This window comes from Synechococcus sp. (assembly GCF_982614295.1).
Map to the genome: position 1 here is coordinate 1 of NZ_CEXBMR010000019.1, position 25,688 is coordinate 25,688.

Annotated in this window: 22 protein-coding genes; 8 read left to right on the forward strand and 14 right to left on the reverse strand. The window is 51.6% G+C overall.

The genetic code is table 11. From position 1 onward, the window contains the following. Positions 1-69 precede the first annotated feature (69 nt). The gene (locus AC2JC8_RS04760; RefSeq protein WP_484399889.1) at positions 70-1,635 is read left to right on the forward strand and encodes a photosystem II high light acclimation radical SAM protein; all 1,566 of its coding nucleotides are present in this window, start codon (positions 70-72) and stop codon (positions 1,633-1,635) included. Position 1,636: 1 nt separating this feature from the next. On the opposite strand, the gene AC2JC8_RS04765 is transcribed toward AC2JC8_RS04760, so the two are convergent. The 3 genes from AC2JC8_RS04765 to AC2JC8_RS04775 are packed head-to-tail and all read right to left on the reverse strand — an operon-like array spanning position 1,637 to position 4,002. Next, positions 1,637-2,374, reverse strand: a complete 738-nt coding sequence (locus tag AC2JC8_RS04765) for a CPBP family glutamic-type intramembrane protease (RefSeq protein ID WP_484420052.1) — start codon at positions 2,372-2,374, stop codon at positions 1,637-1,639. Beyond that, the gene (clpS, locus tag AC2JC8_RS04770) at positions 2,374-2,703 is read right to left on the reverse strand and encodes an ATP-dependent Clp protease adapter ClpS (protein ID WP_255131783.1); all 330 of its coding nucleotides are present in this window, start codon (positions 2,701-2,703) and stop codon (positions 2,374-2,376) included. Before clpS ends, AC2JC8_RS04765 begins: the two co-directional genes overlap by 1 nt. A 60-nt stretch (positions 2,704-2,763) precedes the next feature. Continuing rightward, positions 2,764-4,002 carry an LL-diaminopimelate aminotransferase gene (locus AC2JC8_RS04775; RefSeq protein WP_484399891.1) on the reverse strand — a complete coding sequence of 413 codons (1,239 nt, stop codon included), beginning with the start codon at positions 4,000-4,002 and terminating at the stop codon, positions 2,764-2,766. A 30-nt stretch (positions 4,003-4,032) separates the two neighbouring features. Here AC2JC8_RS04775 and AC2JC8_RS04780 point away from each other — a divergent pair, with 30 nt between their 5' ends. The 3 genes from AC2JC8_RS04780 to AC2JC8_RS04790 all read left to right on the forward strand — a co-directional run bounded on the left by AC2JC8_RS04780 (position 4,033) and on the right by AC2JC8_RS04790 (position 9,488). Then, a complete protein-coding gene (locus tag AC2JC8_RS04780) occupies positions 4,033-6,624 on the forward strand; it encodes a TIGR03936 family radical SAM-associated protein (RefSeq protein WP_484399893.1) in 2,592 nt (863 codons plus the stop codon). Positions 6,625-6,885: 261 nt separating this feature from the next. Continuing rightward, positions 6,886-8,829: an Rne/Rng family ribonuclease gene (locus AC2JC8_RS04785; protein ID WP_484399894.1), complete on the forward strand. Its 1,944-nt coding sequence runs from the start codon at positions 6,886-6,888 to the stop codon at positions 8,827-8,829. A gap of 14 nt (positions 8,830-8,843) precedes the next feature. Then, entirely contained in the window at positions 8,844-9,488 is a 645-nt protein-coding gene (locus AC2JC8_RS04790; RefSeq protein ID WP_484399969.1) for a ribonuclease HII, read from the forward strand. Here the strand turns inward: AC2JC8_RS04790 and AC2JC8_RS04795 are convergent. After that, on the reverse strand, positions 9,424-9,942 hold the full coding sequence (locus AC2JC8_RS04795) for a DUF1997 domain-containing protein (protein WP_484399895.1): 519 nt from the start codon (positions 9,940-9,942) through the stop codon (positions 9,424-9,426). The two genes, AC2JC8_RS04790 and AC2JC8_RS04795, sit on opposite strands and share 65 nt — an antisense overlap. Positions 9,943-10,001: 59 nt before the next feature. Between AC2JC8_RS04795 and pheA the strand changes: the two genes are divergently transcribed. After that, positions 10,002-10,892, forward strand: coding sequence for a prephenate dehydratase (pheA, locus tag AC2JC8_RS04800; RefSeq protein WP_484399896.1), 891 nt, complete (start codon positions 10,002-10,004; stop codon positions 10,890-10,892). Here pheA and AC2JC8_RS04805 read toward each other — a convergent pair. The 9 genes from AC2JC8_RS04805 to AC2JC8_RS04845 all read right to left on the reverse strand — a co-directional run bounded on the left by AC2JC8_RS04805 (position 10,867) and on the right by AC2JC8_RS04845 (position 19,375). Next, on the reverse strand, positions 10,867-11,820 hold the full coding sequence (locus tag AC2JC8_RS04805) for a methyltransferase domain-containing protein (protein ID WP_484399897.1): 954 nt from the start codon (positions 11,818-11,820) through the stop codon (positions 10,867-10,869). The two genes, pheA and AC2JC8_RS04805, sit on opposite strands and share 26 nt — an antisense overlap. Next, on the reverse strand, positions 11,817-12,464 hold the full coding sequence (locus tag AC2JC8_RS04810; protein ID WP_484399899.1) for an LON peptidase substrate-binding domain-containing protein: 648 nt from the start codon (positions 12,462-12,464) through the stop codon (positions 11,817-11,819). Before AC2JC8_RS04810 ends, AC2JC8_RS04805 begins: the two co-directional genes overlap by 4 nt. A gap of 44 nt (positions 12,465-12,508) precedes the next feature. Then, a complete protein-coding gene (gene rpsJ / locus AC2JC8_RS04815) occupies positions 12,509-12,829 on the reverse strand; it encodes a 30S ribosomal protein S10 (RefSeq protein WP_255131799.1) in 321 nt (106 codons plus the stop codon). A gap of 100 nt (positions 12,830-12,929) precedes the next feature. Continuing rightward, a complete protein-coding gene (tuf, locus tag AC2JC8_RS04820) occupies positions 12,930-14,159 on the reverse strand; it encodes an elongation factor Tu (RefSeq protein ID WP_295459865.1) in 1,230 nt (409 codons plus the stop codon). 42 nt (positions 14,160-14,201) lie between these two features. After that, the gene (gene fusA, locus AC2JC8_RS04825) at positions 14,202-16,277 is read right to left on the reverse strand and encodes an elongation factor G (protein WP_484399900.1); all 2,076 of its coding nucleotides are present in this window, start codon (positions 16,275-16,277) and stop codon (positions 14,202-14,204) included. A gap of 91 nt (positions 16,278-16,368) precedes the next feature. Next, positions 16,369-16,839, reverse strand: a complete 471-nt coding sequence (gene rpsG / locus AC2JC8_RS04830; protein ID WP_106498636.1) for a 30S ribosomal protein S7 — start codon at positions 16,837-16,839, stop codon at positions 16,369-16,371. A 54-nt stretch (positions 16,840-16,893) separates the two neighbouring features. Then, the gene (gene rpsL / locus AC2JC8_RS04835; RefSeq protein WP_255131916.1) at positions 16,894-17,268 is read right to left on the reverse strand and encodes a 30S ribosomal protein S12; all 375 of its coding nucleotides are present in this window, start codon (positions 17,266-17,268) and stop codon (positions 16,894-16,896) included. Between the two features lie 51 nt (positions 17,269-17,319). Beyond that, positions 17,320-17,652 (reverse strand): AIR synthase, encoded by a 333-nt coding sequence (locus AC2JC8_RS04840; protein ID WP_484420051.1) that lies wholly within the window; start codon positions 17,650-17,652, stop codon positions 17,320-17,322. A gap of 4 nt (positions 17,653-17,656) precedes the next feature. Further along, positions 17,657-19,375: a phosphodiester glycosidase family protein gene (locus tag AC2JC8_RS04845; RefSeq protein WP_484594284.1), complete on the reverse strand. Its 1,719-nt coding sequence runs from the start codon at positions 19,373-19,375 to the stop codon at positions 17,657-17,659. Between the two features lie 126 nt (positions 19,376-19,501). Here AC2JC8_RS04845 and gltB point away from each other — a divergent pair, with 126 nt between their 5' ends. Beyond that, a complete protein-coding gene (gltB, locus tag AC2JC8_RS04850) occupies positions 19,502-24,061 on the forward strand; it encodes a glutamate synthase large subunit (RefSeq protein ID WP_484399904.1) in 4,560 nt (1,519 codons plus the stop codon). Here gltB and lipA read toward each other — a convergent pair. After that, positions 24,058-24,927: a lipoyl synthase gene (lipA, locus tag AC2JC8_RS04855; protein ID WP_484399905.1), complete on the reverse strand. Its 870-nt coding sequence runs from the start codon at positions 24,925-24,927 to the stop codon at positions 24,058-24,060. The two genes, gltB and lipA, sit on opposite strands and share 4 nt — an antisense overlap. A 170-nt stretch (positions 24,928-25,097) precedes the next feature. On the opposite strand from lipA, the gene AC2JC8_RS04860 reads away from it, so the two are divergent. Further along, positions 25,098-25,286, forward strand: a complete 189-nt coding sequence (locus AC2JC8_RS04860; RefSeq protein ID WP_484399907.1) for a hypothetical protein — start codon at positions 25,098-25,100, stop codon at positions 25,284-25,286. Continuing rightward, positions 25,286-25,687 carry a PIN domain-containing protein gene (locus AC2JC8_RS04865; protein WP_484399908.1) on the forward strand — a complete coding sequence of 134 codons (402 nt, stop codon included), beginning with the start codon at positions 25,286-25,288 and terminating at the stop codon, positions 25,685-25,687. Before AC2JC8_RS04860 ends, AC2JC8_RS04865 begins: the two co-directional genes overlap by 1 nt. The last annotated feature ends 1 nt before the right edge of the window (position 25,688 follow it).

Genomic DNA, 25,688 nt, shown 5'->3' on the forward strand with positions numbered 1-25,688 from the left:
ATTGCGGAAAAGTAAATAGCCCGCCGCTCAGCTGAGCTTGTTAGGGTCGAAACAGCTGATTTTTCCAAGGTGCAGCGGGTTTTGCTGGTGCGTTTGCCCTGCAATCCGATTTTTCCGATCGGACCTATCTATTTGGCTGATCACCTCCACAAGCTTTTTCCAGCTTTGCCGCAACGGCTTTTGGATCTAGCAGCTGTGCCCGTTCTAGACGTGGAGCGGGTGTTGAAGGCCAGCATCGATGCCTTTAAACCCACCCTGGTTGTGTTTTCTTGGCGGGATATTCAGATTTACGCCCCAGTGGATGGCAGAGGCGGCAATCCCCTCCAGCATTCATTTGAGGTTTTTTACGGCAAGGGGCTTTTTCGGCGTTTAAGGGGTGCGGTGGGTGGCTTGAAATTAATGGCGTCTTTTTACGGAGATTTATGGCGCAATCTGCGCTTAGTGCGCAGTGGTTTGCGCTGGGCCCGCCGGTATCACTCAACTGCTCGCATCGTGCTCGGCGGGGGTGCTGTGAGTGTGTTTTATGAGCAACTGGCTAAGCAACTACCCAAAGGAACCGTTGTTTCAGTGGGAGAAGGGGAGCCCCTGCTGGAAAAGCTGATTCGCGGTGAATCTTTAGAAACCGAACGTTGTTTTGTTGTGGGTGAAAACCCACGCCCTGGTTTGATCCATGAACAGCCGGCTGGAATGGATAAAAGTGCCTGCAATTACACATACATTGAATCGATCTGGCCCCAATTGAATTGGTATCTAGAAGCCGGTGATTTTTATGTGGGCGTACAAACCAAGCGGGGCTGCCCCCATAACTGTTGCTACTGCGTTTACACAGTTGTAGAAGGCAAAGCAGTACGGGTGAACCCCGTAGATGAGGTGATTGCTGAGATGGCCCAGCTCTACAACCGCGGCGTGCGTAGTTTTTGGTTTACAGATGCGCAATTCATTCCTGCCCGCAGATATATCGAAGATGCAAAGCAGTTGCTGCGAGCGATTCAAGCTCAAGGTTGGAAAAATATTCGTTGGGCCGCCTACATTCGCGCCGATAATCTTGATGCGGAGCTGGCGGAACTAATGGTGGCAACCGGTATGGATTATTTCGAAATCGGGATCACCTCCGGCAGCCAAGAGCTAGTACGCAAGATGCGCATGGGTTATAACCTTCGCACCGTGCTGGAAAACTGCCGGCTACTGGCCCGGGCTGGGTTCAAAGAGCATGTTTCGGTGAATTATTCCTTCAACGTAATTGACGAAAGACCTGAAACTATCCGCCAAACTGTTGCGTACCACAGAGAATTAGAACGTATTTTTGGCGCTGATAAAGTTGAGCCGGCGATTTTCTTTATCGGTTTACAACCCCACACTCATTTAGAGCAATACGGGTTTGAGCAAGGCTTGATCAAACCGGGCTACAACCCGATGAGCATGATGCCCTGGACGGCGCGCCAGCTGCTTTGGAATCCAGAACCAATGGGTAGCAGTTTTGGCCGCGTTTGTTTAGAAGCATTTGCCACAAACCCTGAGGATTTTGGCCGCACAGTAATGGCTTTACTTGAACGCGATTACGGCCTAGCTCCTCTAGATGAAGCGCTCCATGCTCCTGTGGAAGGCCGTAAAGCCCTAGCAAACGCAGTGAGCTAAATCACCACCAGCGTCGCCGCACCCAAATCAACAACAGCAGTGGAAGCCAAGCCAGCAAGCTGCCGATTGGATTTCCTTCTTGCTGGCCAATTAAGCCTTGATTTAATACAAACCAACCACCAACTAAGCCGCCATGGAGTGCAACTGCCCCCCAAATCAAGCCAGCATCGGCTCGTCTTTGTAAGCCCAAGGCCAAGCCCAGCAGGGTTAGGCCACCTAATAGCCCAAGCAAGGATGCCAGGGGCAGGTTGAATCTGGTATGGGCCAGGCTGAACACAAGCGCTTGTAGAACCAATGCAATGCTCTTTCCCCAAGCCTTAGAAGCAAAGCGAAATTCCAGTTCCCCCAGTAGCCAACCCCTAAATAACAATTCTTCGGCAAAGCCAACCCCAAGGCCAAGCGCAAGGCCGTTCAGCAATAAACCAGCGCTAATTTGCGGCTGCCACTTGAGTTGGCCAGATAAAAACAGGCCGATACAAAGTACTAATAAAAGCAGTACTGCCTTTATTAAGCCCCGTAGCAGCGCCTTCAAGGCATCTTTTCGTGATGGCGCCACAACCCCCAAGCTCACCCAGGCTTGTTTCTCTTTCCATAGGTTCTTAACCCGTAGCGGCAGGCTCACTAATAAAGCCAACAGTGCCGGCAACGCCGCCAACGCTGGCGCTACCCCTAGGGCTTGAAAGCCCAGGAAAATGGCAACCAACACCGCTGGATAGAGCAGGGTGTTAAGCCAAGCCATCACTCCTCTGGCTCGATGCTGCTTGTTAAACCTTTGCTTTTAAGAGTTTCGCAGTAGAACTCCGCCGGTTCTATGTCGCAAACAATCACCAAGCCAACGCCAGTGCTGTGGGCCTCCAGCATCACAGCGAGGGCATCTTGTTCGCTGAGTGATGGCACCACCTGTCGCAAAGTGGTAACCACATATTCCATGCTGTTAACCGGGTCGTTGTGGAGCAGCACTTTGTAGCGGGGCGACGGTTTTCGCACCCTTTCAGGGGCTTTTTCCAATACCGCAACACCACCTGGGTTGCCTTCTGGCGATTGGGAAGCCTTATGCAGATTGGTCATCTTGGCCAAGTCGCACTTAACAACTTAAAAATCTAGGCAAGCGTTGGCCGCGATATGGGTTTATGGAGATACCAATAGCTTTTTTAACCTTGCCATCGCTTCTTCCACATTGGCGCGGCTATTGAAAGCCGAAAGGCGGAAATAGCCCTCACCAGCTGCACCAAAGCCACTGCCTGGTGTGCCCACCACATTTGCACCAGAAAGCAAGTTGTCGAAAAATCCCCAGGAATCCAAGCCTTCAGGGGTTTTTATCCATACATAAGGTGCCTGTTCGCCGCCATACACCTGCAGCCCTGCGGCGCTTAGGGCGTTTCTAATGATTGCGGCATTTTCCATATAAAAAGTCACCAGCGCTTTCACTTCAGCAGCTCCTTCTGAGCTGTAAACCGCTTCCGCTGCCCGTTGCACGATGTAGCTAACGCCGTTGAACTTGGTGCACTGTCGCCGGTTCCAGAGCCCCCAAATTTCTACTTTTTCGCCATTTATTGCTTTACCCATTAAGCCGCGGGGCACCACAGTGAAGGCGCAGCGGGTGCCAGTGAAACCAGCATTTTTTGAAAATGAACGAAATTCAATAGCGCATTCGCGGGCGCCTTCAATTTCATAAATTGAATGGGGTAATTCGGGATCTTGAATAAAGGCTTCGTAGGCTGCATCAAATAAAATCAAGGCTTCATTAGCTCGGGCGTAATCAACCCAGGCTTTTAGTTGAGCTTTGCTAGCTACAGCACCGGTGGGGTTATTTGGGAAGCAGAGATAGATCAGATCTACCTTTTCAGTTGGTATTTCCGCTGTGAAGCCATTAGCAGCAGTGATTGGCAAATATGAAAGACCGCCATAGCGACCCAGCTCATCGGCCTCGCCCGTGCGGCCCGCCATCACGTTGCTATCTACATAAACCGGGTAAACCGGATCCGTAACAGCAATGCGATTTTCAGGGCCGAGGATATCGAGGATATTGCTGCTATCACATTTGGATCCATCCGATACAAAGATTTCTTCTGCGCTGATCTGGCAGCCGCGAGCTTGAAAATCATTGCTGGCAATCTTTTCTCGCAGCCATTGATATCCCTGTTCGGGGCCGTACCCCCTAAACCCATCCCGGGTGCCCATTTCATCAACGGCTGTTTTCATCGCAGCACGACAAGCCTGCGGTAGGGGTTCTGTTACGTCGCCAATGCCGAGGCGGATGATTGCAGCGCTGGGATTGGCGTCACTAAAAGCTCTAACCCGCCGTGCAATTTCGGGGAACAGATAGCCTGCTTTGAGCTTGAGATAGTTGCCGTTTACTTGAACCAATGCACTCTCTAATACTTCATTAATTCTCCTATGGCGGCGCTCCTTCCTGCCAACTTGCCATCAATTCCCTTCGCTTCTTTAGTTAACGCGGGGATTTCCAAACCCGGTCGCTATTTGGGCAACGAAAGGGGGGTGATACCTCGTGATTGGGATCAAGCAGCGGTGCGTTGGGCACTCACATACCCAGAAGTTTATGAAGTAGGCGCCAGCAACCTTGGCCACATCATTCTTTATTCAATCCTTAATGCTCAACCACGGCAACTTTGCGATCGTGCTTACCTGCCGGCGCCCGATTTAGCGGCACGGCTTAGAGCTGTTGGCGCGCCTCTGTTTGCTGTGGAAAGCAAACGCCCCCTCGCTAGTTTTCACATCCTTGGTTTCAGCCTTAGCTACGAACTGGGCGCCACCAATGTGCTGGAAATGCTCGATTTAGCTGGGATCCCCCTGCGCACTATTCAGCGTGGTGATCTCCCTCTGGATCACCCTGAGGCACCTCCCTTGATCTTTGCTGGCGGCCAAACCGCCACCAGTAATCCGGAGCCCTATGCAGCTTTCTTTGATTTCATTGCCCTCGGCGATGGGGAGGAATTACTTGCCGAAATTGGCTTGGTATTGGAGGAAGCGATTGGGGTTGGCTTAACAAGACGCGCGGTTTTAGAAGATTTAGCTGAAATCCCCGGTGTGTATGTGCCCTGCATCGGAAAACGCAGGGTTTTTAGACGCACCGCTACGCCCATGCCGCACTACGCCATGGCATTAGTACCAAATGTAGAAACTGTTCACGATCGCCTCACAGTGGAAATCCGCCGCGGTTGCACCCGTGGTTGTCGCTTTTGCCAGCCCGGCATGCTCACGCGCCCCGCCAGGGATGTGGATCCCAAAGAGGTGGTGGAAGCGGTGGAAACCGGCATGATCAAAACCGGGTATAGCGATTTTTCGCTCCTTTCACTTAGTTGCAGTGATTATTTAGCCCTGCCTGCGGTGGGGGTGGAATTGCGCAATCGCTTGCAAGAACACAACGTGAGCTTGGCTTTGCCGAGCCAGCGCATCGATCGCTTTGATAGCAATATTGCCCATATCCTTGGTGGCACAAAGCAGGGCAGCCTCACCTTTGCACCAGAGGCCGGCACCCAACGACTCCGAGACATTATTAATAAAGGCCTCACTGATAAAGATTTGATCGATGGGGTGCGCACTGCGATGCAGCACGGCTGGCGCAAGCTGAAGCTCTATTTCATGATTGGTTTGCCCGGCGAAACCGATTCCGATGTGCATGGCATAGCCGATACCGTTGAGATGTTGCGCGCTGAGATGAGCGATATCGGCAGGTTGGAGCTCAACCTCACCATCAGTAATTTCACACCAAAACCGCATACGCCATTTCAGTGGCACAGCGTGTCGTCTTTGGAATTTCAACGCCGCCAACAATTGCTGAAGCAGCGTTTTGCCCAATTTCGTGCGTTGAAGGTGAATTTCACCGATGTGCGGCTTTCAGCGATGGAGGATTTCATCGGCCGCGGCGATCAAAGTGTTGCGCCAGTGATTGAAGCCGCCTGGCGAGCAGGAGCCGGCATGGATGCCTGGTTTGAGAACACTGATCGCACTTACGGCGCTTGGATTGGGGCGATTGAGGCGGCAGGATTAGGGGGGCGATATAGGGCCCTGGAACTGGGTACATGGGCTGAACTTCAGGCCCTTAGCCCTGAACAACGCCAAGAGCGTTGCCGTGAACCGCTGCCCTGGGATCACATTGATTCAGGCGTAAGTAAACAATGGCTTCAGGAGGATCTTGAGCGAGCCTTAATGGCTCAACAATTGCCTGATTGCTCCTTTGAAAGTTGCAGTCATTGCGGCGTATGCGGTGAGAATTTAGGGCACAACGTAGTGGTGCCAGCCCTTCCCATACCCCCAATCGCTAAACCGCGCAAGCCTCCTGATGAGCAGGTGGCCAGGTTGCGGGTTTGTTTTGCAAAAACTGCCGGGATGGCTTTGTTGAGCCATCTTGATTTAGTGAGAATTTTTGATCGCGCCTTGCGGCGATCACGAATGCCGGTGAGTTTTAGCGGTGGCTTCCACCCTTTGCCGCGGTTGCAGCTTGCCCTTGCCTTGCCCCTTGGGGCTGAGGCCCATGCTGATTGGTTCGACCTCAGTTTTTGCGCTGAAATTACAGCTGAAAAATTTCTAGAACTTTTGCAGCCTCAACTACCGCCAGGGCTGCAACTAATAAGTGCCCACCGAATTGCAGTGCATGCGCCCGCCTTATCCCAGTCGATCGTTTCCGCCAGTTGGCGACTCAACATCGAGGTGCAGCCAGGGTTTGAAAGCCCTGAAGCGGAAGTTTGGCAAGGCGCCCTTGGCGAGCTGCTGGCAGCAGAACGATTGCCATTAATTTGTAAAGATCGATTGGGCCGCCTAAAGGAAAAAGATTTAAAAGTATATTTGCTTGATTTGCATTGGTATCAATGGAAATCCACTGGTGTGGAAATCGGTTTAGATAGTTGGGTGGAAAACAGTGGCCGCTCACTTAAACCAAATCAAATGCTGCAACTATTGGAGCAACGTTTGGCAACGCCCCTGCTGTTAGTGCATCAAATTCGCGAATCCTTGAATCTGGCGTGCTAAATTATTAATGAGGCGGAGATACCGCCCGAAGAATCGCCCTCAAACCAGGCTGCGTTTATCGCTCCCGGCAGTGAATGCGTCCAAGGGTTCTAGGTAGCTGTCTGATTCCTGCACACGCAGCATGTCTTTTGATATGCATTGTTGAAATACGTCTAATTGGTTTGATCTTTGCTTCAGTTCCCAACAACTGAAAGCACAAAAGCATTTTTTTATTTCCCCATCCACCCTTATTGGTGATCCCGCAAGGGGTTGCCTCAGCCCATGCCACAGCAGATCGTTATCGCTGAGCAATTACGGATCGCAGCCGTACTCAACGAAGAACGTGTTGATGAATTAATCGTTGCCCAAGGTCGCCATCAAATTGGTGATGTTTATTTAGGTACCGTTGAAAATGTTTTGCCGGGGATTGATGCCGCATTTGTAAATATTGGCGAAAGTGAAAAGAATGGATTTATTCATCTTTCTGATCTTGGGCCCCTGCGTTTAAAAAAAGGTGGGGCAGCTATCACCGAATTACTTGAACCTCGCCAAAAGGTGTTGGTGCAGGTAATGAAGGAGCCCACAGGCACTAAGGGGCCCCGTTTAACGGGAAATCTTTCTTTGCCAGGGCGGTTTTTAGTGCTGCAGCCCCATGGCCAAGGGGTAAATATCTCTCGCCGCATTGCGGCTGAATCGGAACGTAATCGTTTGCGGGCCCTATCGGTATTAATCAAACCACCGGGCACCGGTTTGCTGGTGCGCACTGAGGCTGAAGGTATTAGCGAAGAGCAAATTATCGATGATCTTGAATCGTTATTGCGTCAATTAGAAGCAATCCAACAAGCGGCGGAAACCGCCCAGCCTCCTATTTTATTAAATCGCGACGAAGATTTTATTCATCGTGTATTGCGTGATCTCTACAGCCCAGAAGTGTTGAAGGTTGTGGTGGATTCTCAAGAAGCCGTCGCCCGCGTTAATGCGTTTCTTGGCCAAGATCAAACAAATCTTGTGGTGGAATTTCATGATGAATCCACTGAAATTCTTGAATATTACAAAGTGCACGCGGCTATTCGTGATGCATTAAAACCAAGGGTTGATTTGCCATCGGGCGGTTATGTAATTATCGAACCCACTGAAGCCCTCACAGTAGTTGATGTGAACTCCGGTTCATTTACCCGATCGGCTAATTCAAGGGAGACAGTTCTTTGGACAAATTGTGAATCTGCCACTGAGATTGCCCGGCAGCTGAAGTTACGCAATATCGGTGGAGTTGTGATTATTGATTTCATTGATATGGAATCTCGTCGCGATCAATTAATGCTGCTTGAGCACTTCACCCAAGCAATGCGGGATGATCAAGCCCGCCCTCAAATCGCCCAAATTACTGAATTGGGGCTGGTGGAGCTCACCCGCAAGCGTCAGGGGCAAAATATTTATGAGTTGTTTGGTAGGGCCTGCCCCAGTTGTGGTGGCTTGGGTCATGTGGTTACTCTGCCCGGAAAAGACAGCCTGCAACCATTGGCGGCACTGCCTGGTTTAGTGCGTTCGGTGGCTTCTGCAAGGGCTGAAGTATCGAGTCCGAGCGGAATTGATGCGGGTGGCCGTCGCCGTGGTGGTAGAGGCGGAACGCGCAGTTTTGATTCAGAACCAGCAGCTGCCAGCAATGGCGTGCCCGCTTTAGCAACAGCAACAGCCACTGCTGCTTCAGAGCCAAGGCGAAACGATCCTGAACTGCTTGCGGTTTCCATGGACGACAGCCAGGAGTTGGTTTTTGGTTGGATGGGCCTAAACCCTGCGTTGCTGCTAGATCCCGCCCCCGAGGAACTAGAAAATGTAGTGGTGAAAGTTGTTCGCCCCGGCGAAGATGCTGCCGAAGTATTGGAGTTGGCCCGCACCGAACTCGCGGTGCAAGGGGGCAGGCGTCGTCGCGGTGGCCGTGGTGCTGGCAGGTCTTCCATGGTTGAAATCACCCCAGCGGATGGGGATGGTTTCAATAATTCAGAACAAGAACAAGAAGAGCTTTTTACGATTGCACCACTCCTAACAATAGAGCCAGAATTTGATGAACAATTTGAATCAGATGAAATAAAGGAATCTGATAAAACAAAAGAATCAGATGAAAATAATGAAATAGCAATAAACAAAGAAGCTGAAGTTGCAATCGAAACAGAGCTTGATCCAGCCGATGAAGGTCGCCGTAGGCGCAGGCGTTCTTCAGCAAGCTGATTCTGGAAATACCACTGGAGTTAAGCCTTGCCTCAAAACAACAACTTGGCCTAAATAGTTTTGCCGGGGTTGATGAAGTGGGTCGGGGCTGCTTATTCGGCCCCGTTTGGGCTGCTGCAGTTTGCTTAGATGCAGAAGCTTTTGATTATTTACCTCAATTAGGGGTAACAGATAGCAAGGCTTTATCATCTAAACGGCGTGCTTCTCTGATTCCTCTTATCTCCCCTTTTTTGGCAAGCTTTGGTTATGGCCAAGCATCGGCAGCTGAAATTGATCGTATGGGGATTCGAGGCGCCACCGAACTTGCAATGTTGCGGGCCCTGCAAAGGTTGCAGGTGGTGCCGGAATTATTGCTGGTGGATGGTTCCCAAGCACTTAGGCCCTGGAAGGCAGCGCAAAAAACAGTTGTGCGGGGTGATAGCAGCTGCCTCACCATCGCTTGCGCCAGCATTTTGGCAAAAGAACATCGTGATCAACTTTTGGAACGGTTGGCTTTGGTTTGGCCTGGGTATGGCCTAGAGCAACATCACGGCTATGGAACCTTGCAGCACCGCATGGCATTACAAAAACTTGGCCCAAGCCCCCTGCATCGCCTCAGCTTTGCACTTGGCACCAACTCTGGAAATCACGCACCACTTGCTTCCCAACCCGCCCTTTGATGGTGAGCAGGATGCCATTCAGCAGCGATTCACCGGTGGCCTCCAGTATCCGCGCAGGGATCAGGCGCAATATCGGGGGATGATCCACTTCAACACTTAATTCCGCTTCACCTACCAAGCCATTTGGTTCAGCTTGAAGCCAGGAACGCAAGCTCAATTGAAAGTTATCTGTGATGCCGGGTACACCTTCTAGATCGCATTTCACAGAATCGAGTTCGAGCCGTCCTTGAAATTGCTGTGCTTTTAGTTCCACCACTGGTTTTATCCGCAATTGGAACAACTGCAATGGATTTACCGCGTAGCGATAACTGCCAGCCGCAAGGCAAGTGAGTTGTTCGGAGCTTAAAAGTGCTCCCACCACTCGCCTTTCTTCGCGCAAATAATCGGGCAACCTGCCTGGCTGGTCCAAAACTGGAAGATCTAGTTTCTGGACAGCTTTGAAGGCCAAAACCATGGCCGAACCCCTAATCGTGCAGGATCCTATCGGTGTGTGCCTTTTTTGCTCCGTTGTTAGTGCCCATTTCTGCCATTGCTTACCTGGGTCCGGTTGGTACCTACGGAGAACAGGCCGCTTTACGCCTTGCAAATTTGGCAAATGCGCCTGAGGCCCTGTTACTACCGCAGATCACAATTCGCAATGTGATGGAAGCGCTGGGATCTGGCCTGGTGGATGCAGCGGTAGTGCCGGTTGAGAATTCTGTGGAAGGAGGTGTTACCACCTGTTTGGATACGCTTTGGGAATCGGGTGCATTTCAAAAAACCCCATTAAGCATCGAAAGGGCGTTGGTGTTGCCGATTCGCCATGCCTTACTTGGCGATGGATCTTTAGATGGCATCACCGAGGTGTTATCTCATCCCCAGGCCCTTGGTCAATGCAGCAGCTGGTTGCAAAAGCATCTTCCTCAAGCACTGCAGTTGCCCACCAATTCCACAGCAGAAGCGGCTCGAATGGTGAAGGGTTCACGATTTAGAGCAGCGATCGCATCACAATCGGCAGCCCTAAAACATGGCCTAGCGGAATTGGCTTATCCGATCAATGATCAGCAGGGCAATTGCACAAGATTTTTGTTATTACGTGGTGCATTAAAAGCTCAAATCGAGGCTGCTAGTTGCACTAGTTTGGCCTTCTCGTTGCATGCCAATTCCCCTGGTGGCTTGGTGGAAGCTTTGCAAGTATTTGCTAAGCGGCAATTAAATATGAGCCGGATTGAATCAAGGCCATCAAAACGAGAGCTTGGGGAATATGTATTTTTTGTAGATCTTAATTGGCCCTCAGAGGCAATCACTCAGCCGCAACAACAACAGCAACAATTAATAGAAACTTTGCAGGAATTACAACCTTTATGTGAACGCTTGATTGAGTTTGGCACCTACCCGATTACCGACGACGCCGTTCTGCCTTAAATAAGCCAAATTGCATTAAGCCATTTGAAAAAGCCCAATGCATCAATAACAACGTTGGTATTTCTCTGCAGGCTTTGATGAAAGCATTAGGGCCAAGGCTTAAAACTGCCCCTGGTCGTTTTATACCTTCTGTTATTGAGGCAATCCAGGAGGGCAGAGTTTCAATGCTCCAGTTGCCAGTTTGGGCTGGGTGATCTAGAGCACCAGTGGCGCTTAGATTTTTAGAAAAGGAATTAATGCTGGAAAAAGCGGGATGGGCCCATTGCACCCGCAGTTGTTCCAATACCCAGCTCTCAAGGCCGCTGAAGGGGGTGACGCTGTGATCCCGTTGATTCCAATCAGCTGCCACCAATAAACCAACGGGTTTAAGTACGCGCATTAATTCATCAGCAAAGCCCTGTTTGTTTGCGATGTGTGGGGCGCATTCCACCGTCCACACCGCATCAAATTCAGCGGCATCAAATTTGAGATTAAGGGCATCCATAACGGCAAAACTACAGCTCATATTTGCGGGTGTAAGTTGCCTAGCTCGTTCCACTTGGGCGGGGCTGATGCTTACCCCAACCACTTCAAAGCCAAAAAGGCTCGCTAATAAACGGCTGCTGCCACCGATGCCGCAACCCACATCAAGGAGCCGTGAACCGGGCGGTAATTTATCTAAACCACCCCAGTGGGCTAAGGCGCTAACAAAATCTGCTTTAGCCTGGCGAAAATCCCGCCGTTTGGTTGGTTTGCCGTAGTAGCCGAGGTGGATATGTTCGCCCCAAAGACGTTCCAGCAATTGATCTTGGGTCCAACGATCGTAAGCATTGGCAACGCTTTGTCCACCACTAAAACGCCGCGGTAAGAAATACCACGCAACAAAAGCAAAAGTAAGCGTTAACAGTAAAAATAATAACAACAGGCAGATAATCAGCCCAGTTGTCATTTCTCTAAATCCTTGAGGGTGTCTTTAAGAACTGTGCGGGCCGCCAGTTGCCTGCGGGTGTGATCGAGAAGATCGAGTTCCCGTTGCAAACGATCTGCGGTAGATGTCATCTCCAGCAACTCCTGTTGATGATCAGCTACCGCTCCACCAAGGTGACCGCCAACCCAGAAAGATAATTCGCGGGGCAGTATCGGAAGGTCGTCTGGTAATACGGTTTGGTGGCCGAGCAATTTGCCGGATAGATCCACAACATCACGTAGGGCTTGACGCACATCATTAGCGAGCGGTTGCAGATCATCCTCAACGGGCTCATCCTCTAACCAGCACACCAAACCCACCATGAAAGGGGCTTCTCTCACCACATTTAAAAGGCGAAAACGCTGCTGCCCAAGAGTAACGAGATTGCTGCGTTCATCAGCTTGGGTTTGACATTGCAAGATTTCAGCGCAACAACCGATAGCAGCCATCGCCTTTTGATCAGGATCCCAACGCACCACCCCAAAACGACGATCACTATCTAGAACACTTTTGAGCATTAAGCGATAGCGTTGCTCAAAAATATGTAGAGGCAGCACCTCCTGGGGGAAGAGCACCACATCTGGCAGGGGAAAGAGCGGTAGCTCCCGAACGGATAGGTCCGCCATAACAACGGGAGAATATGGATTATTCTAGGCAATCTAAGCAGCAATCAGAGCTTTACTTCAATATCAACGCCACTAGGCAAATCAAGCTTCATCAAAGCATCGATTGTTTTAGCTGATGGGTTGTAGATGTCGATTAAACGACGATGGGTACGGGTTTCAAAATGCTCGCGGGAATCCTTGTCCACGTGAGGCGAACGCAAAACACAATAAATTTTCCGTTTTGTTGGCAAGGGGATCGGTCCGATCGCTGTAGCAGCTGTGTGATCGGCGGTTTCAATGATTTTGTCGCAAGAAAGATCCAGCATGCGGCGATCAAACGCTTTTAGGCGGATGCGGATTTTTTGCTGGACGATAGCGTTAGTCATAAGGCTCGGAGGCGGTTAGAGGAAAATTCAGTTGTCGAGGTGCGTAAACAGAAGTTGGTTGTTAGCCCAAAGTTCGAGCTAACAACCAGCTTGGGCTAGATCACTCGAGGATCTTAGAAACAACGCCAGCACCAATGGTGCGGCCACCTTCGCGGATGGCAAAGCGCATGCCCTGTTCCATAGCTACGCCACAGATCAGTTGGCCGGTCATCTTGATCCTGTCACCAGGCATAACCATTTCAACTTGGGTGCCGTCGTCTGCGGTGAACTGGGTGATTTGCCCAGTTACATCGGTGGTACGGATATAAAACTGTGGGCGATAGCCAGCAAAGAAAGGGGTATGACGACCACCTTCTTCTTTGGTGAGCACGTAAACCTCACCTTCAAATTTTGTGTGTGGCTTGATGGAACCTGGCTTCACCAGCACCATGCCCCTTTCGATATCTTCCTTTTGGATACCGCGTAAGAGCAAACCAGCGTTATCGCCAGCCATGCCTTCTTCTAGTTGTTTGCGGAACATTTCTACACCGGTAACGGTGGTAGTGCGGGTTTCGCGAATACCAACAATCTCAACGGTTTCCCCAACTTTTACCTTGCCTCTCTCGATCCGGCCGGTGGCAACGGTGCCACGACCTGTGATCGAGAACACGTCTTCGATAGCCATCAAGAAGGGCTTATCAATTTCGCGCTCGGGCTCAGGTATGGAAGCATCAACAGCGTCCATGAGATCAAGGATCTTGTCTACCCACTCATTTTCACCACGGGCACCTTTGCCGCCGCCTTGGATGTGCTCTAGGGCTTTAAGGGCAGATCCAGATATCACGGGGATATCGTCGCCGGGGAAATCGTATTTATCGAGAAGTTCCCGCATTTCGAGTTCAACGAGCTCTAGGAGCTCCTCGTCGTCGACCATGTCCTTCTTATTGAGGAACACCACAAGAGCGGGCACACCCACCTGTTTAGCAAGCAAGATATGCTCACGGGTTTGGGCCATAGGCCCATCTGTGGCGGCTACCACAAGAATCCCACCGTCCATTTGGGCGGCGCCTGTGATCATGTTCTTCACATAATCAGCATGACCAGGGCAATCCACGTGGGCGTAGTGACGACCTACGGTTTCGTACTCCACGTGGGCGGTGTTGATAGTGATGCCGCGCTCTTTCTCTTCAGGGGCGCCATCAATTTCATCGTAAGCCTGGGCTTTGGCCTGACCGAGTGAAGCGAGCACGTTAGTGATCGCAGCGGTGAGGGTGGTTTTGCCGTGGTCTACATGGCCGATGGTGCCGATGTTGACGTGAGGCTTAGTTCTCTCAAACTTCTCGCGGGCCATTGTTAAATAAAAATCGAGGGAAAACGAAGAGGGGGGAGTGGATCAGGAGTTGCCCTGATTCTTGGAAATGATGGCTTCGGCCACATTCCGAGGGACCTCCTCGTAATGGCTGAACTCCATTGAGAATATACCTCTACCTTGGGTCATCGACCGCAATTGTGTGGCGTAGCCAAACATCTCAGCCAAGGGCACCTTGGTTTGCACCTTTGAAGTGCCGTTATCGATCGATTGCCCCTCCACTTGGCCGCGCCTTGAGGAAAGGTCGCCGATGACGGAGCCAAGATAATCTTCAGGTATTTCAACTTCTACTTTCATCATCGGCTCAAGAAGTACGGGATTGCACTTTTTAACACCATCTTTAAATGCCATAGAGCCGGCAATTTTAAATGCCATTTCCGAGGAGTCAACGTCGTGGTATGAACCATCGATCATTGATACTTTCACATCAATTAATGGGTAACCAGCAATAACACCTGATTGGCAGGTTTCTTTCATACCTGCTTCTGCCGGACCGATATATTCCTTTGGAACAATACCGCCAACAATTTTATTAACAAATACAAAACCTGTGCCGGGCTCCCCTGGCTCCATTTGAATAACTACATGACCGTATTGACCTTTACCACCAGTTTGTCTTGCAAATTTACCTTCACCTTTAGAGCTACCGCGGATTGTTTCTCGATAAGAAACTTGCGGAGCTCCAATATTTGCCTCCACTTTAAATTCCCGCAACATCCGATCAACCAGGATTTCCAGATGAAGCTCTCCCATACCGGCAATAACGGTTTGGCTTGTTTCCGGATCGGTTCTTACCCGGAAGGTGGGATCTTCTTCTGAAAGAGATTGAAGAGCCTTGGAAAGTTTTTCCATATCGCCCTTTGTTTTTGGCTCAACGGCAACTGAAATAACAGGTTCTGGTATGAAAAGGGATTCAAGAATAATTGGATCCGAATCAACGCAAAGGGTGTCTCCAGTTGTTGTGTCTTTAAGGCCTAGAACTGCACCTAAATCGCCAGCGCGCAATTCATCAACCTCTTCGCGATCATCGGCTTTGAGCAGAATTAAACGCGAGATGCGTTCTTTTTTATCTTTGGTGGAATTCATCACGTAACTGCCTTTCTGCAACACGCCTGAATACAAACGCACAAAAGTGAGTTTTCCGTAGGGATCTGCCATCACCTTGAAGGCCAAGGCGCTAAACGGTGCGTTGTCGTCGCAGGGTCTGATGCCCTCTTCACCATTGGGTAAAAGGCCCGCAATCGGGGGCACATCAACGGGGGCTGGCAGATAATCCACCACTGCATCCAGCATTAGCTGAACGCCTTTGTTCTTAAAAGCGGAGCCACAGAGAATAGGTACTAAACCGTGCCTAACAACACCTTCGCGAATACCTTTACGAAGTTGGGCCTCACTTAATTCACCAGTTTCTAGGAAAACCTCAATTAGCTCTTCATCAAGTTCGGCAACTGATTCCATTAATTTGGAGCGCCATTCGGCGGCAGACTCCTTCATGTCATCTGGAATTTCAACTTCTAAAATATCTGTGCCGAGATCGTTAGTATAAATAAACGCCTTATTCTGAACAAGATCAATGATGCCTTTCAGGTCATTTTCAGCGCCAATTGGCAGCTGGATCGGGGCTGCTTTTGCTTTTAATCTATCTTTAATTTGTTCGTAAACTTTTAGGAAATTTGCACCTGTCCTATCCATCTTATTAACGAAAACCATGCGCGGCACTTTGTAGCGATCCGCTTGGCGCCAAACCGTTTCAGATTGTGGCTGCACTCCACCAACGGCGCAGAAAACTGCAATAACACCATCAAGAACGCGCATCGAGCGTTCTACTTCGATGGTGAAATCTACGTGGCCGGGGGTATCAATAATATTGATGCGGTGATCTTTCCAGCTGGTGGAAATTGCAGCGGCGGTAATGGTGATACCCCGCTCCTTTTCCTGATCCATCCAGTCTGTTACCGCGGCGCCATCGTGTACCTCGCCCATCTTGTGCACCACACCTGAGTAGAACAAAATTCGTTCAGTGGTGGTGGTTTTGCCGGCGTCTATATGGGCAGCAATGCCAATGTTTCTAACGCGATCTAAAGGGAAGGCGCGTGCCACGGGATGCTCCTTGAGTGTGCTGGAAAAATGGACTCAACTTTACAGATTTGTTAAAAGTCAGCGGTTGGCCCGCACACTGACAACAAAGGGCTTAGTAGCGGTAGTGAGCGAACGCTTTATTCGCTTCAGCCATTTTATGGGTTTCTTCACGCTTACGGACAGCACTACCAGCTTCGTTGGCAGCATCCATTAATTCACCAGCAAGCTTTTGGGCCATGCTGCGACCGTTGCGGGCCCTGGAAAAGTTCACGAGCCAACGCAAGGCCATAGCAGTTCCCCGTTCTTGGCGCACCTCCATCGGCACTTGATAGGTGGCACCCCCCACTCGGCGGGCCCGAACTTCCACCAAAGGGGTGGCATTACGCACGGCTGTTTCAAACACTTCCAGAGGATCTACCCCGGTGCGCTCGTTGATCATGCCGAAAGCGTCCGAGAGGATTCGCTGGGCGGTGGACTTCTTACCGTGCTTCATCAAGCGGGCCACAATCATTGAGGCCAAACGGCTGTTGAATTGCGGATCAGGCAGAACCGGGCGTTTCTCAGCGGCGTTGCGGCGGGACATGGGAGGAGAAAATCAGCAAAGAAAAGTTAATAGGATCGAGAGCTAGAGCTCAGTTCAATCCTTGGGGGTTTTAGCGCCGTATTTGGAACGGCTTTGGCGACGATCTTTCACACCGGATGTATCTAAGGTGCCGCGAATAATGTGATATCTCACACCGGGCAAATCCTTAACCCTGCCGCCGCGTATCAACACCACAGAGTGCTCCTGCAGGTTGTGGCCAATGCCTGGGATATAAGCGGTTACCTCGAACCCAGAAGTGAGCCGCACCCTTGCCACCTTGCGAAGGGCGGAGTTTGGTTTTTTTGGAGTGGAGGTGTAAACGCGGGTGCAAACCCCACGTCGCTCCGGGCAACCCCGTAGGGCAGGGGATTTGGTCTTACGAGTAAGACTCTGCCGCTCAGTGCGGATCAGTTGCTGGATGGTGGGCATCTAAAACCGGAAGCAGGCCATTGCGGCCAGCTGATTCGACAATCCGTCACTTTACCCCCTCGGGGTAAAGGCAGCACCACATGGGCAACTACGAATTCGCTCTCCACCCCTAAGTAAAAAACCGCCGCCGCTTAGGGAACATTGAAAATCAAGTTGCAGCCCATTCAGTAGGTGGAGCTGATCAGCTGGGCCATAAAGGGTGATTCCGTCGCTGCGAGCAAGTGCTTCCCCTTCGCTGCCAGCTTTGAGTTGCAAAGCCCAAGCTTCACAACTGCCAGCCACCAGTTCTATCGCCATTGATCCGGGGTAACCGCCCCTAGCGGCCTGCCTGCACAGCTCTGCGGCGGCCCGAGGGGTGATTCTCAAACCAGAACTTGGATCCATGGGGTTAGCGGGTGGGGCGTTTTACGAGGCCTAAGCCGTTGTGAATTGCAGAACCGATGCCGCGCCCACTGAGCCCTCCCTTACCTTCCACCAAAAGGGCAGTGGAGCTGCCGCCATCGAGATTAAGGGCTTGTTTTAAGCCAGCTTGCAGAAGCAGTTCAGCGCTTTCAGCAAGGGTAGGGCCCCTGTTATCCAGGCCATCCAGAGCTATCAGCCACACCTGCTCACCGTCGCCAGCAACAACACTGCGAGGGGCCCGTTGCGCCATGAAGGCAGCGCCGAAATTTTCTGCAGGCCCATCCAGTACAACTACCCCCTGGTTTAACAACAAAGGGCCCGCCTGTAAAAGGTGGGGTAGAGCTTCAAAATACTTTGGTAATAAGTTGCGTTGCAGCTGGATCTCATCACCAGGTTGCAAGTTCAGATCGCTATTACCTCGCGCCACCAATAAGGCTTGCCCTTGGCGCAGGGGCACCCCAGCTGCCATTTGATCGGCAAACCAAATTTCCAACACCCTGCCGTTTTCTAAAATCCAGCCTGTTTCTTGGCTTGTGATCGGTAGATAAACGTTCCCCCAAAGGTTGTTGTAAAGACCAAGGCCTTTTTGTACATAGCCACTATTAATGGCGCCGATGGGCCAGCGATTTCCTTGTTTATCGCCAAGCCATTCTTCCATTCGAATATTGCCAAAAACCGGTTGCTGGCCTGGTTGCCATGCAATCGCACCACGATTCAGAATTGGGCCTGAAAGCCAGGCCCCCTGGTCCCTTAAACCACCAAGGGGCAGCTCCCGCACTCGATTAAAGAACCCACCGTTAATAGCTGCTAAGGCCCCTTGAGAGCGGGCAAGGGCCGTTAGTGAAACCAGCCCCTCCATTCGGTTACTGCTAAGGGGCACCAGCGCGTAATTGCTGCGAACCGGATCAAAACGCACAAAGCTGAGTTGATATCGCTGGCCGTTAAGAGTTATTACCCTGCGTTCAATAGCCACTCCCCCAATTTCTGGGGGTGCATTGGGAAACTCAAGATCTGCCGTAGCCCGTTGCAAGGTTTGATCAAAAACCAGTCGGGCTGGATTTCCCAAGGTGAGGCTTGATATCCCTTGGCTATTTAGTTGTAGTGCAGTGTCGTTTAATTGAGCGGCAAAACCCTGCTGCCGCAAGCCCCTCAGCGCAAGTTCAGGATTGCTGATTTTAAATTGAAAAATTTCGTTTTGTTTTTGCAGCAGGGTGGGGCCACTCAGATCCAGCACCACCCTCAACTGGCCTTGCAAGCGCGAGTAACGCACCTGAAGCACCCGAGCGGCAGGCACTTCAATTGCCAAGTGTGGGGTTGCTTTGGCGCTGGTTTGCAATTGGCTGCCAACGCCAAGATTGCGAAACCACTCACTTACTTCCACCCCAACTTCGTCTTGCAGGCTGCGTTGATTTTCAGCTGGAACAACAAGCTGGCTGCCATACCAATCCAGTTTCAAACTACCGTTTGCAGCACTTGTTTTGCTAACTCCAAACTGGGCTTCCAATAAATCGAGGGGCAGCCAAAATTTGCTGGGGCTGCCGTTTTCCCAGCGCCAGGGGGCCAGCATTTTTTCACCATTCACGCTGATGCTGGTGCCTTCTTGGGGCGCCAACTGTGAAATCAAGGCTGCCGGCGGATCAAAAGGCAGTAGATCAAAAGGCAGTAGATCAAAAGGCAGTGGTGGTGGCAGGCTCAGCGGCAGCACTGTTAGACCCTCACTAAGGGTTGCAACTTAGCTAGGTCACAAACTTTTAGGATCAGAGCTTGAGCTGGATGCGCATCTCCGGCAATTTTCCGGTTAGTTCGCACTCCAGCAGGTATACCCGCGCTCATGTTTCAGCTCGATACTCCCCAGTGGCCCCATTGCGACAGCCCTGCACCAGCGGCGGTGGCGGGAGAAAAAGATGCCTGCGGCGTGGGCTTTTTGGCGCAATTGCAAGGGCAAAGCAGCCATTGGATGCTTCAACAAGCTCTCCGCGCTCTTGCCTGCGTGGAACATCGTGGCGGCTGTGGTGGTGATGGTGATTCCGGCGACGGAGCCGGAGTGTTGTGTGGCATTCCCTGGGATTATTTTGACGCGGTATGGCCAGCGGCGGCGGTTAGCACCGCATCGCTGCGCGGTTTGGGGATGGTTTTCTTGCCGGCTGATGGCAGCTTGCGTGCAGAAGCCCAGCGCTTTTGTGAAGAAGAAGCCACTGCCCTCGGCTTAACCAGCCTCGACTGGCGTGATGTGCCAGTTGCCAACTCTGTATTGGGATCACTTGCCCGCAAAACGGCACCTGTGATTAAGCAGTGGTTACTAGCTCCAGCTTTAGCCGGCAAGGGGCAAGAGGCCCAAAACGCTTTTGAAGCGTTGTTGTTCCGGCTTAGGCGCAGGCTGGGGGAGCGGGTGCGCGAGGCGAATTGGGGCCTTGCGGTTGGGGAGTTGTATTTCGCTTCCCTGAGTTGCCGCACCGTTGTCTACAAGGCGATGGTGCGCTCTGAAGTGCTGTCTGCTTTTTATACCGATCTGCGCGACCAAAGGTTTGGCGTGAGTTATGTGGTGTATCACCGCCGTTTCAGCACAAATACCCTGCCCCGTTGGCCCCTGGCTCAACCCATGCGGCTATTGGGCCACAACGGAGAAATCAATACTCTGCTCGGCAATCTCAATTGGGCCCGGGCTGCTGAGGCAAATCTTGACGCGGTGTGGGGGGAGGCGGCAGCAGAACTGAAGCCTGTTGTTAATCCTGCTTTCAGCGATTCGGCAAACCTTGATGCCTCATTGGAACTGATGGTGCGCAGCGGCAGATCGATAACTGAAAGTTTGCTCACCTTGGTGCCGGAGGCATTCCGTGATCAACCGGAGTTGGCGGATAAACCTGAAATTGAAGCTTTCTATGAATATTCCGCCTGCACCCAAGAACCTTGGGATGGGCCTGCACTATTGGTATTTAGTGATGGATGCAGCGTTGGGGCCACGTTGGATCGCAATGGTTTGAGGCCTGCTCGCTACTGCATCAGTAGCGATGGTTTTGTGGTGATGGGTTCTGAAACGGGTGTGGTGGAACTCGATGAAAGTTTGATTATTGAAAAGGGGCGGCTTGGGCCAGGCCAAATGTTGGCCGTTGATCTTCAAAAGGGGCGTTTGCTGCGTAATTGGCAGGTGAAGCAGGAAGTTGCTTCGCGGCACCCCTACGCCCATTGGTTGGCAGCGCAGCGTAAAGACCTTGCTCCGCAGCCTTGGCAGCAGGAGAGGCAACTGGCAGAGCAGCAGTTGTTGCAGCAGCAAACCGCCTTTGGTTTCAGCGCTGAAGATCTTGATCTTGTAATCGAAGATATGGCGGGCCAAGGCAAGGAGCCCACCTACTGCATGGGCGACGACATCCCCCTGGCGGTGCTTTCAGATAAACCCCACCTGCTCTACGACTACTTCAAGCAACGTTTTGCTCAAGTAACCAACCCGCCAATCGATCCGCTGCGGGAAAAATTGGTGATGAGTTTGGAAATGCATCTGGGTAAGCGGGGTTCACCTCTTAAGCCAGAGCCAACGGCGGCGGCAGTGCTGCATCTATCAACTCCAGTTCTGAATGAAGCGGAGCTAATCGCCCTCACTCAACAAGGAATTGCCTGCAGCAAGATCTCCACCTTGATGCCGATTGAGGCTGGCCCCGTAGCTCTGGAGAAAGCGCTGTTGCAATTGCGCCTAGATGCGGAAGCAGCAGTGCGAGCAGGAGCTCAAATTTTGATCCTTTCGGATCGCGGCATTAATGCTGATGAGAGCTACATCCCGCCGCTTCTGGCGGTGGGGGCAGTGCATCATCACCTGCTTGAACTTGGCCTGCGCTTACAAGCATCACTGGTGCTCGAGACGGCTCAGTGTTGGAGCACGCACCATTTGGCTTGTTTGATTGGTTTTGGTGCCAGCGCTGTGTGCCCCTGGCTCACCTGGGAAACCAGCCGCCACTGGCTGGCTCAGCCGCGGGTTCAAAAGCTGATCGAAACTGGCAAATTGCCGCCCCTTAACCCTGAAAAAGTACAGGCGAATGTGCGAAAAGCACTTGAGGATGGCCTACGCAAGATCCTTTCCAAGATCGGCATTTCGCTGCTTGCCAGTTACCACGGAGCCCAAATTTTTGAAGCGATTGGTATCGGCGCTGATTTGATCGAGCTTGCTTTTACTGGCACCACAAGCCGGGTGGCGGGTTTAAGCCTGGCAGAACTGGCCAGCGAAACCCTCAGCTTCCATGCAAAAGCATTCCCGGAGCTAAATCGCAGCAAGCTGGAATTTATGGGTTTTGTGCAATATCGCAATGGCGGTGAATATCACCTCAATAGCCCCGAAATGTCGAAGGCACTGCACGCCGCTGTGGCGGCCGGGCCGGGTTACAACCATTTTCAAACCTATAAAACTCTGCTGGAAAACAGGCCGGTAACAGCCCTGCGCGATCTTCTGGAGCTGATACCTGCAGCAACACCTCTGCCGATTGAGCAAGTGGAAAGTGCTGAGGCAATTCTTAGCCGTTTTTGCACCGGTGGAATGAGCCTTGGCGCCCTTTCGCGGGAAGCCCATGAGGTGTTGGCGGTAGCGATGAACCGGATTGGTGGCAAAAGTAATAGCGGTGAAGGCGGAGAGGATCCGGCCCGTTTTGCAGTGCTAACTGATGTGGATGGGGAGGGTCATTCCAGCGCACTACCAACTCTCAATGGTTTGCGTAATGGCGATAGCGCTTGTTCAGCAATAAAACAAATTGCTTCTGGGCGTTTTGGTGTTACCCCGGAATATCTACGCAGTGCTCGGCAGCTTGAGATCAAAGTGGCCCAGGGGGCTAAACCCGGGGAAGGGGGGCAGTTGCCAGGGCCCAAGGTTGATAGCTACATCGCTTGGCTGCGTAATAGCAAACCAGGGGTTGCCTTAATTTCACCGCCACCCCACCACGACATTTATTCAATTGAAGATCTAGCTCAATTGATTCACGACCTGCACCAGGTGCATCCCGCTGCAAAGGTAAGTGTGAAGCTTGTTGCTGAGATTGGGATTGGCACAATTGCCGCTGGTGTAGCTAAGGCAAATGCTGATGTAATTCAAATTTCAGGACACGACGGTGGCACCGGCGCATCACCGTTGAGTTCGATAAAACATGCCGGCAGCCCCTGGGAACTTGGGCTTACTGAAGTTCATCGTTCACTGCTTGAAAATAGTTTGCGTGATCGGGTGTTGTTGCGGGCTGATGGGGGCCTGAAAACCGGCTGGGATGTGTTAATTGCCGCTCTACTTGGCGCTGAAGAGTATGGCTTTGGCTCAGTTTCAATGATTGCTGAAGGTTGCATTATGGCGCGGGTTTGTCATACCAATAACTGCCCAGTTGGCGTGGCAACGCAGAAAGAAAACCTGCGCAAACGCTTCCCCGGTGTACCTGAACACGTAGTTAATTTCTTCCTTTTTGTGGCAGAAGAGGTTCGGCAATTACTCAGTGTTCTTGGTGTAGCTCGCCTTGAGGATTTAATTGGCCGCAGTGATTTGTTGCAACCCCGGGCAGTGCAGCTAGCTAAAACAGCCTCCTTAGATCTCTCTTGCTTGTTAGATCCAATTCCTGCAGCGCTAGATCGCAGCTGGTTGCAACATGCTGCGATTGCCCACAGCAATGGCCCAGTTTTAGAAGATCAATTGCTGGCTGATGTTGAGGTGATGGCTGCGATCCAAGGCCACGGCAAAATCAGTCGAAATTTGGCCATTGTGAATACTGATCGCAGCGTTGGTGCTCGCCTATCTGGAGAGATAGCAGCGCGCCACGGCAATAGAGGTTTCAACGGAGAATTAGCACTTAATTTCAATGGTGCGGCAGGACAAAGTTTTGGTGCTTTTGTGCTGCAAGGCATGAAGTTGCACCTAGTGGGAGAAGCAAACGACTATGTAGGAAAAGGTCTTAATGGCGGACGCCTCACAGTGGTGCCACCAGCCGGAGTGAAAGATCCTGGCCAGCAGGTGATCCTTGGTAATACCTGTCTTTATGGCGCCACTGGCGGAGAATTGTTTGCCCTTGGCTGCGCCGGTGAACGTTTTGGTGTTCGCAATAGCGGGGCGTTGGCAGTGGTGGAAGGGGCAGGCGATCACTGCTGCGAATACATGACCGGTGGTGTGATTGTTGTGCTTGGCAGCACTGGTCGCAATGTGGCCGCCGGCATGACAGGTGGTGTGGCCTTCATCCTTGATGAAGATGGAGGCTTAATAAATAGAGTTAACCAGGAAATTGTGAACCTTGAATCACTCACAACGCCTGAACAGGAAACTCTCCTGTTGCCTTTGCTTGAGGCCCATCAAGTTGCCACGGGCAGCACTAAAGCAGCTGTGATCCTTGCTGATTGGAGTAAATGGAAAGCACGTTTCAAGGTACTTGTAACCCCTATTTAACGGGGGTATTTCGCCATCAGTTTTTGCACTTCACCGGCGTGGTAACTACTGCGGGTTAGGGGGCTGCTCACCACTTGAAGGAAGCCAAGTTTCTCCTCTGCGTAAATACGAAACTGATCGAATTGCCCTGGGGTGGGATAGCGATCTACTGCTAAATGTTTTGGGCCAGGAGATAAATATTGCCCAATAGTAACGATGTCTACATGGCGGGAGCTGAGCTTGCTTAATACCTCAAGTACTTCATTATCTGTTTCACCTAAGCCCACCATTAAGCCTGATTTTGTGTAAGTGCGTGACCAGCCTTGATGCACCCGATGCAGCAGCTCAAGCGAGCGCTCAAATATTCCTTGGGGCCTAACTTTTTTGTAAAGCCGAGGCACCGTTTCAATGTTGTGATTTAGCACTTCGGGGGCTGCAGCCATCACTGTTGCAAGGGCATCCCAATTGCCGCAAAAATCAGGAATCAACAGTTCGATTGTGGTGAGTGGGCTGCGCTGGCGAACCTGATTAATGCAAGCCACAAATTGACTAGCGCCACCATCGAGTAAGTCGTCTCGATTTACTGAAGTGATTACCACATGGCTTAGCTTTAAGCGTTCAACTGCTTCTCCTAACCGTTGCGGTTCTGTGGGATCAAGTTCTCGCACACTTTTGTCAAAGTCGATGTCGCAATAAGGGCATGCCCTAGTGCAACCAGGACCCATTATTAAAAATGTGGCAGTTCCAGCTGCGAAGCATTCACCAATATTTGGGCAACTGGCCTCTTGGCATACGGTGTTCAATTTGAGATCCAGCAGTAGATCTGCCACCTCTCCAATCCGCTCCCGTTGGGGCGCTTTAACTCGTAACCAGGGGGGTTTCAACAAAATCTTCTCCTGAGAACAGAATATCTGGAGATAGCGCAGGTTTAAATCCTGTCATCCCCACTTAAGCTCGCTCAAGCTGATGTATAGTGTATACATTAGGCGCAAGGTGTATGCAGCGCACCCAGATCTATCTTTCGGATAGCGAAAAGCTCGGATTGCAGGCCCTGGCAATGAGCAGGGGCCTCAGTCAAAGTGCCCTGATCCGAGAGGCCATCGACAGTTTCCTCGAGTGTCATCAACCTGTGGGCCGCCTGGCAAGGCTGCGTCAGGCCCGCGGGATTTGGGCCGGTAGGAAAGATCTCCCCAGTTGGCCCGATCTGCGCTCTGAGCTCAACCGCCAGGCGCCGCTGGTTCCTTGATGGTTGAACCCAAGCCCAGGGCACTTTTGGTTGTAGACACGGATGTGCTGATTGATTATTTGCGCGATCAGGCAGACGCGGTGTTGTTTCTGGAGAGCTGCGTCCAACCATTGGCACTGTCGGTGGTAAGCGTGGCGGAGCTTTACGTGGGCGTTCGGGAGGGGGAAGAGCGGCAGCGGCTAGATGCGTTTGTGGCCGCCTTCGATTCGCTGCCCTTGGAACGGGAGGTAGCAGTGCAGGCCGGGTTGTGGCGTCGCCAATATGGTCCCAGTTATGGCACCGGCTTAGCCGATGCGCTTATCGCCGCCACCGTGGCTGCTATTGGCGCCACCCTGGCCACCCTTAACCGCCGCCATTTCCCGATGCTGGCCGATGTGCTTGTGCCCTACTCCAAGCCCTAAC

What these genes read in the sequence shown, in the direction of transcription:
- AC2JC8_RS04765 (WP_484420052.1), bottom strand. Translation starts at nt 2,374, where the DNA reads ATGGCTTGGCTTAACACCCTGCTCTATCCAGCGGTGTTGGTTGCCATT.
- clpS (WP_255131783.1), bottom strand. Translation starts at nt 2,703, where the DNA reads ATGACCAATCTGCATAAGGCTTCCCAATCGCCAGAAGGCAACCCAGGT.
- AC2JC8_RS04780 (WP_484399893.1), top strand. Translation starts at nt 4,033, where the DNA reads ATGGCGGCGCTCCTTCCTGCCAACTTGCCATCAATTCCCTTCGCTTCT.
- AC2JC8_RS04785 (WP_484399894.1), top strand. Translation starts at nt 6,886, where the DNA reads ATGCCACAGCAGATCGTTATCGCTGAGCAATTACGGATCGCAGCCGTA.
- AC2JC8_RS04795 (WP_484399895.1), bottom strand. Translation starts at nt 9,942, where the DNA reads ATGGTTTTGGCCTTCAAAGCTGTCCAGAAACTAGATCTTCCAGTTTTG.
- AC2JC8_RS04805 (WP_484399897.1), bottom strand. Translation starts at nt 11,820, where the DNA reads ATGACAACTGGGCTGATTATCTGCCTGTTGTTATTATTTTTACTGTTA.
- AC2JC8_RS04810 (WP_484399899.1), bottom strand. Translation starts at nt 12,464, where the DNA reads ATGGCGGACCTATCCGTTCGGGAGCTACCGCTCTTTCCCCTGCCAGAT.
- rpsJ (WP_255131799.1), bottom strand. Translation starts at nt 12,829, where the DNA reads ATGACTAACGCTATCGTCCAGCAAAAAATCCGCATCCGCCTAAAAGCG.
- tuf (WP_295459865.1), bottom strand. Translation starts at nt 14,159, where the DNA reads ATGGCCCGCGAGAAGTTTGAGAGAACTAAGCCTCACGTCAACATCGGC.
- rpsG (WP_106498636.1), bottom strand. Translation starts at nt 16,839, where the DNA reads ATGTCCCGCCGCAACGCCGCTGAGAAACGCCCGGTTCTGCCTGATCCG.
- rpsL (WP_255131916.1), bottom strand. Translation starts at nt 17,268, where the DNA reads ATGCCCACCATCCAGCAACTGATCCGCACTGAGCGGCAGAGTCTTACT.
- AC2JC8_RS04840 (WP_484420051.1), bottom strand. Translation starts at nt 17,652, where the DNA reads ATGGATCCAAGTTCTGGTTTGAGAATCACCCCTCGGGCCGCCGCAGAG.
- gltB (WP_484399904.1), top strand. Translation starts at nt 19,502, where the DNA reads ATGTTTCAGCTCGATACTCCCCAGTGGCCCCATTGCGACAGCCCTGCA.
- AC2JC8_RS04860 (WP_484399907.1), top strand. Translation starts at nt 25,098, where the DNA reads ATGAGCAGGGGCCTCAGTCAAAGTGCCCTGATCCGAGAGGCCATCGAC.
- AC2JC8_RS04865 (WP_484399908.1), top strand. Translation starts at nt 25,286, where the DNA reads ATGGTTGAACCCAAGCCCAGGGCACTTTTGGTTGTAGACACGGATGTG.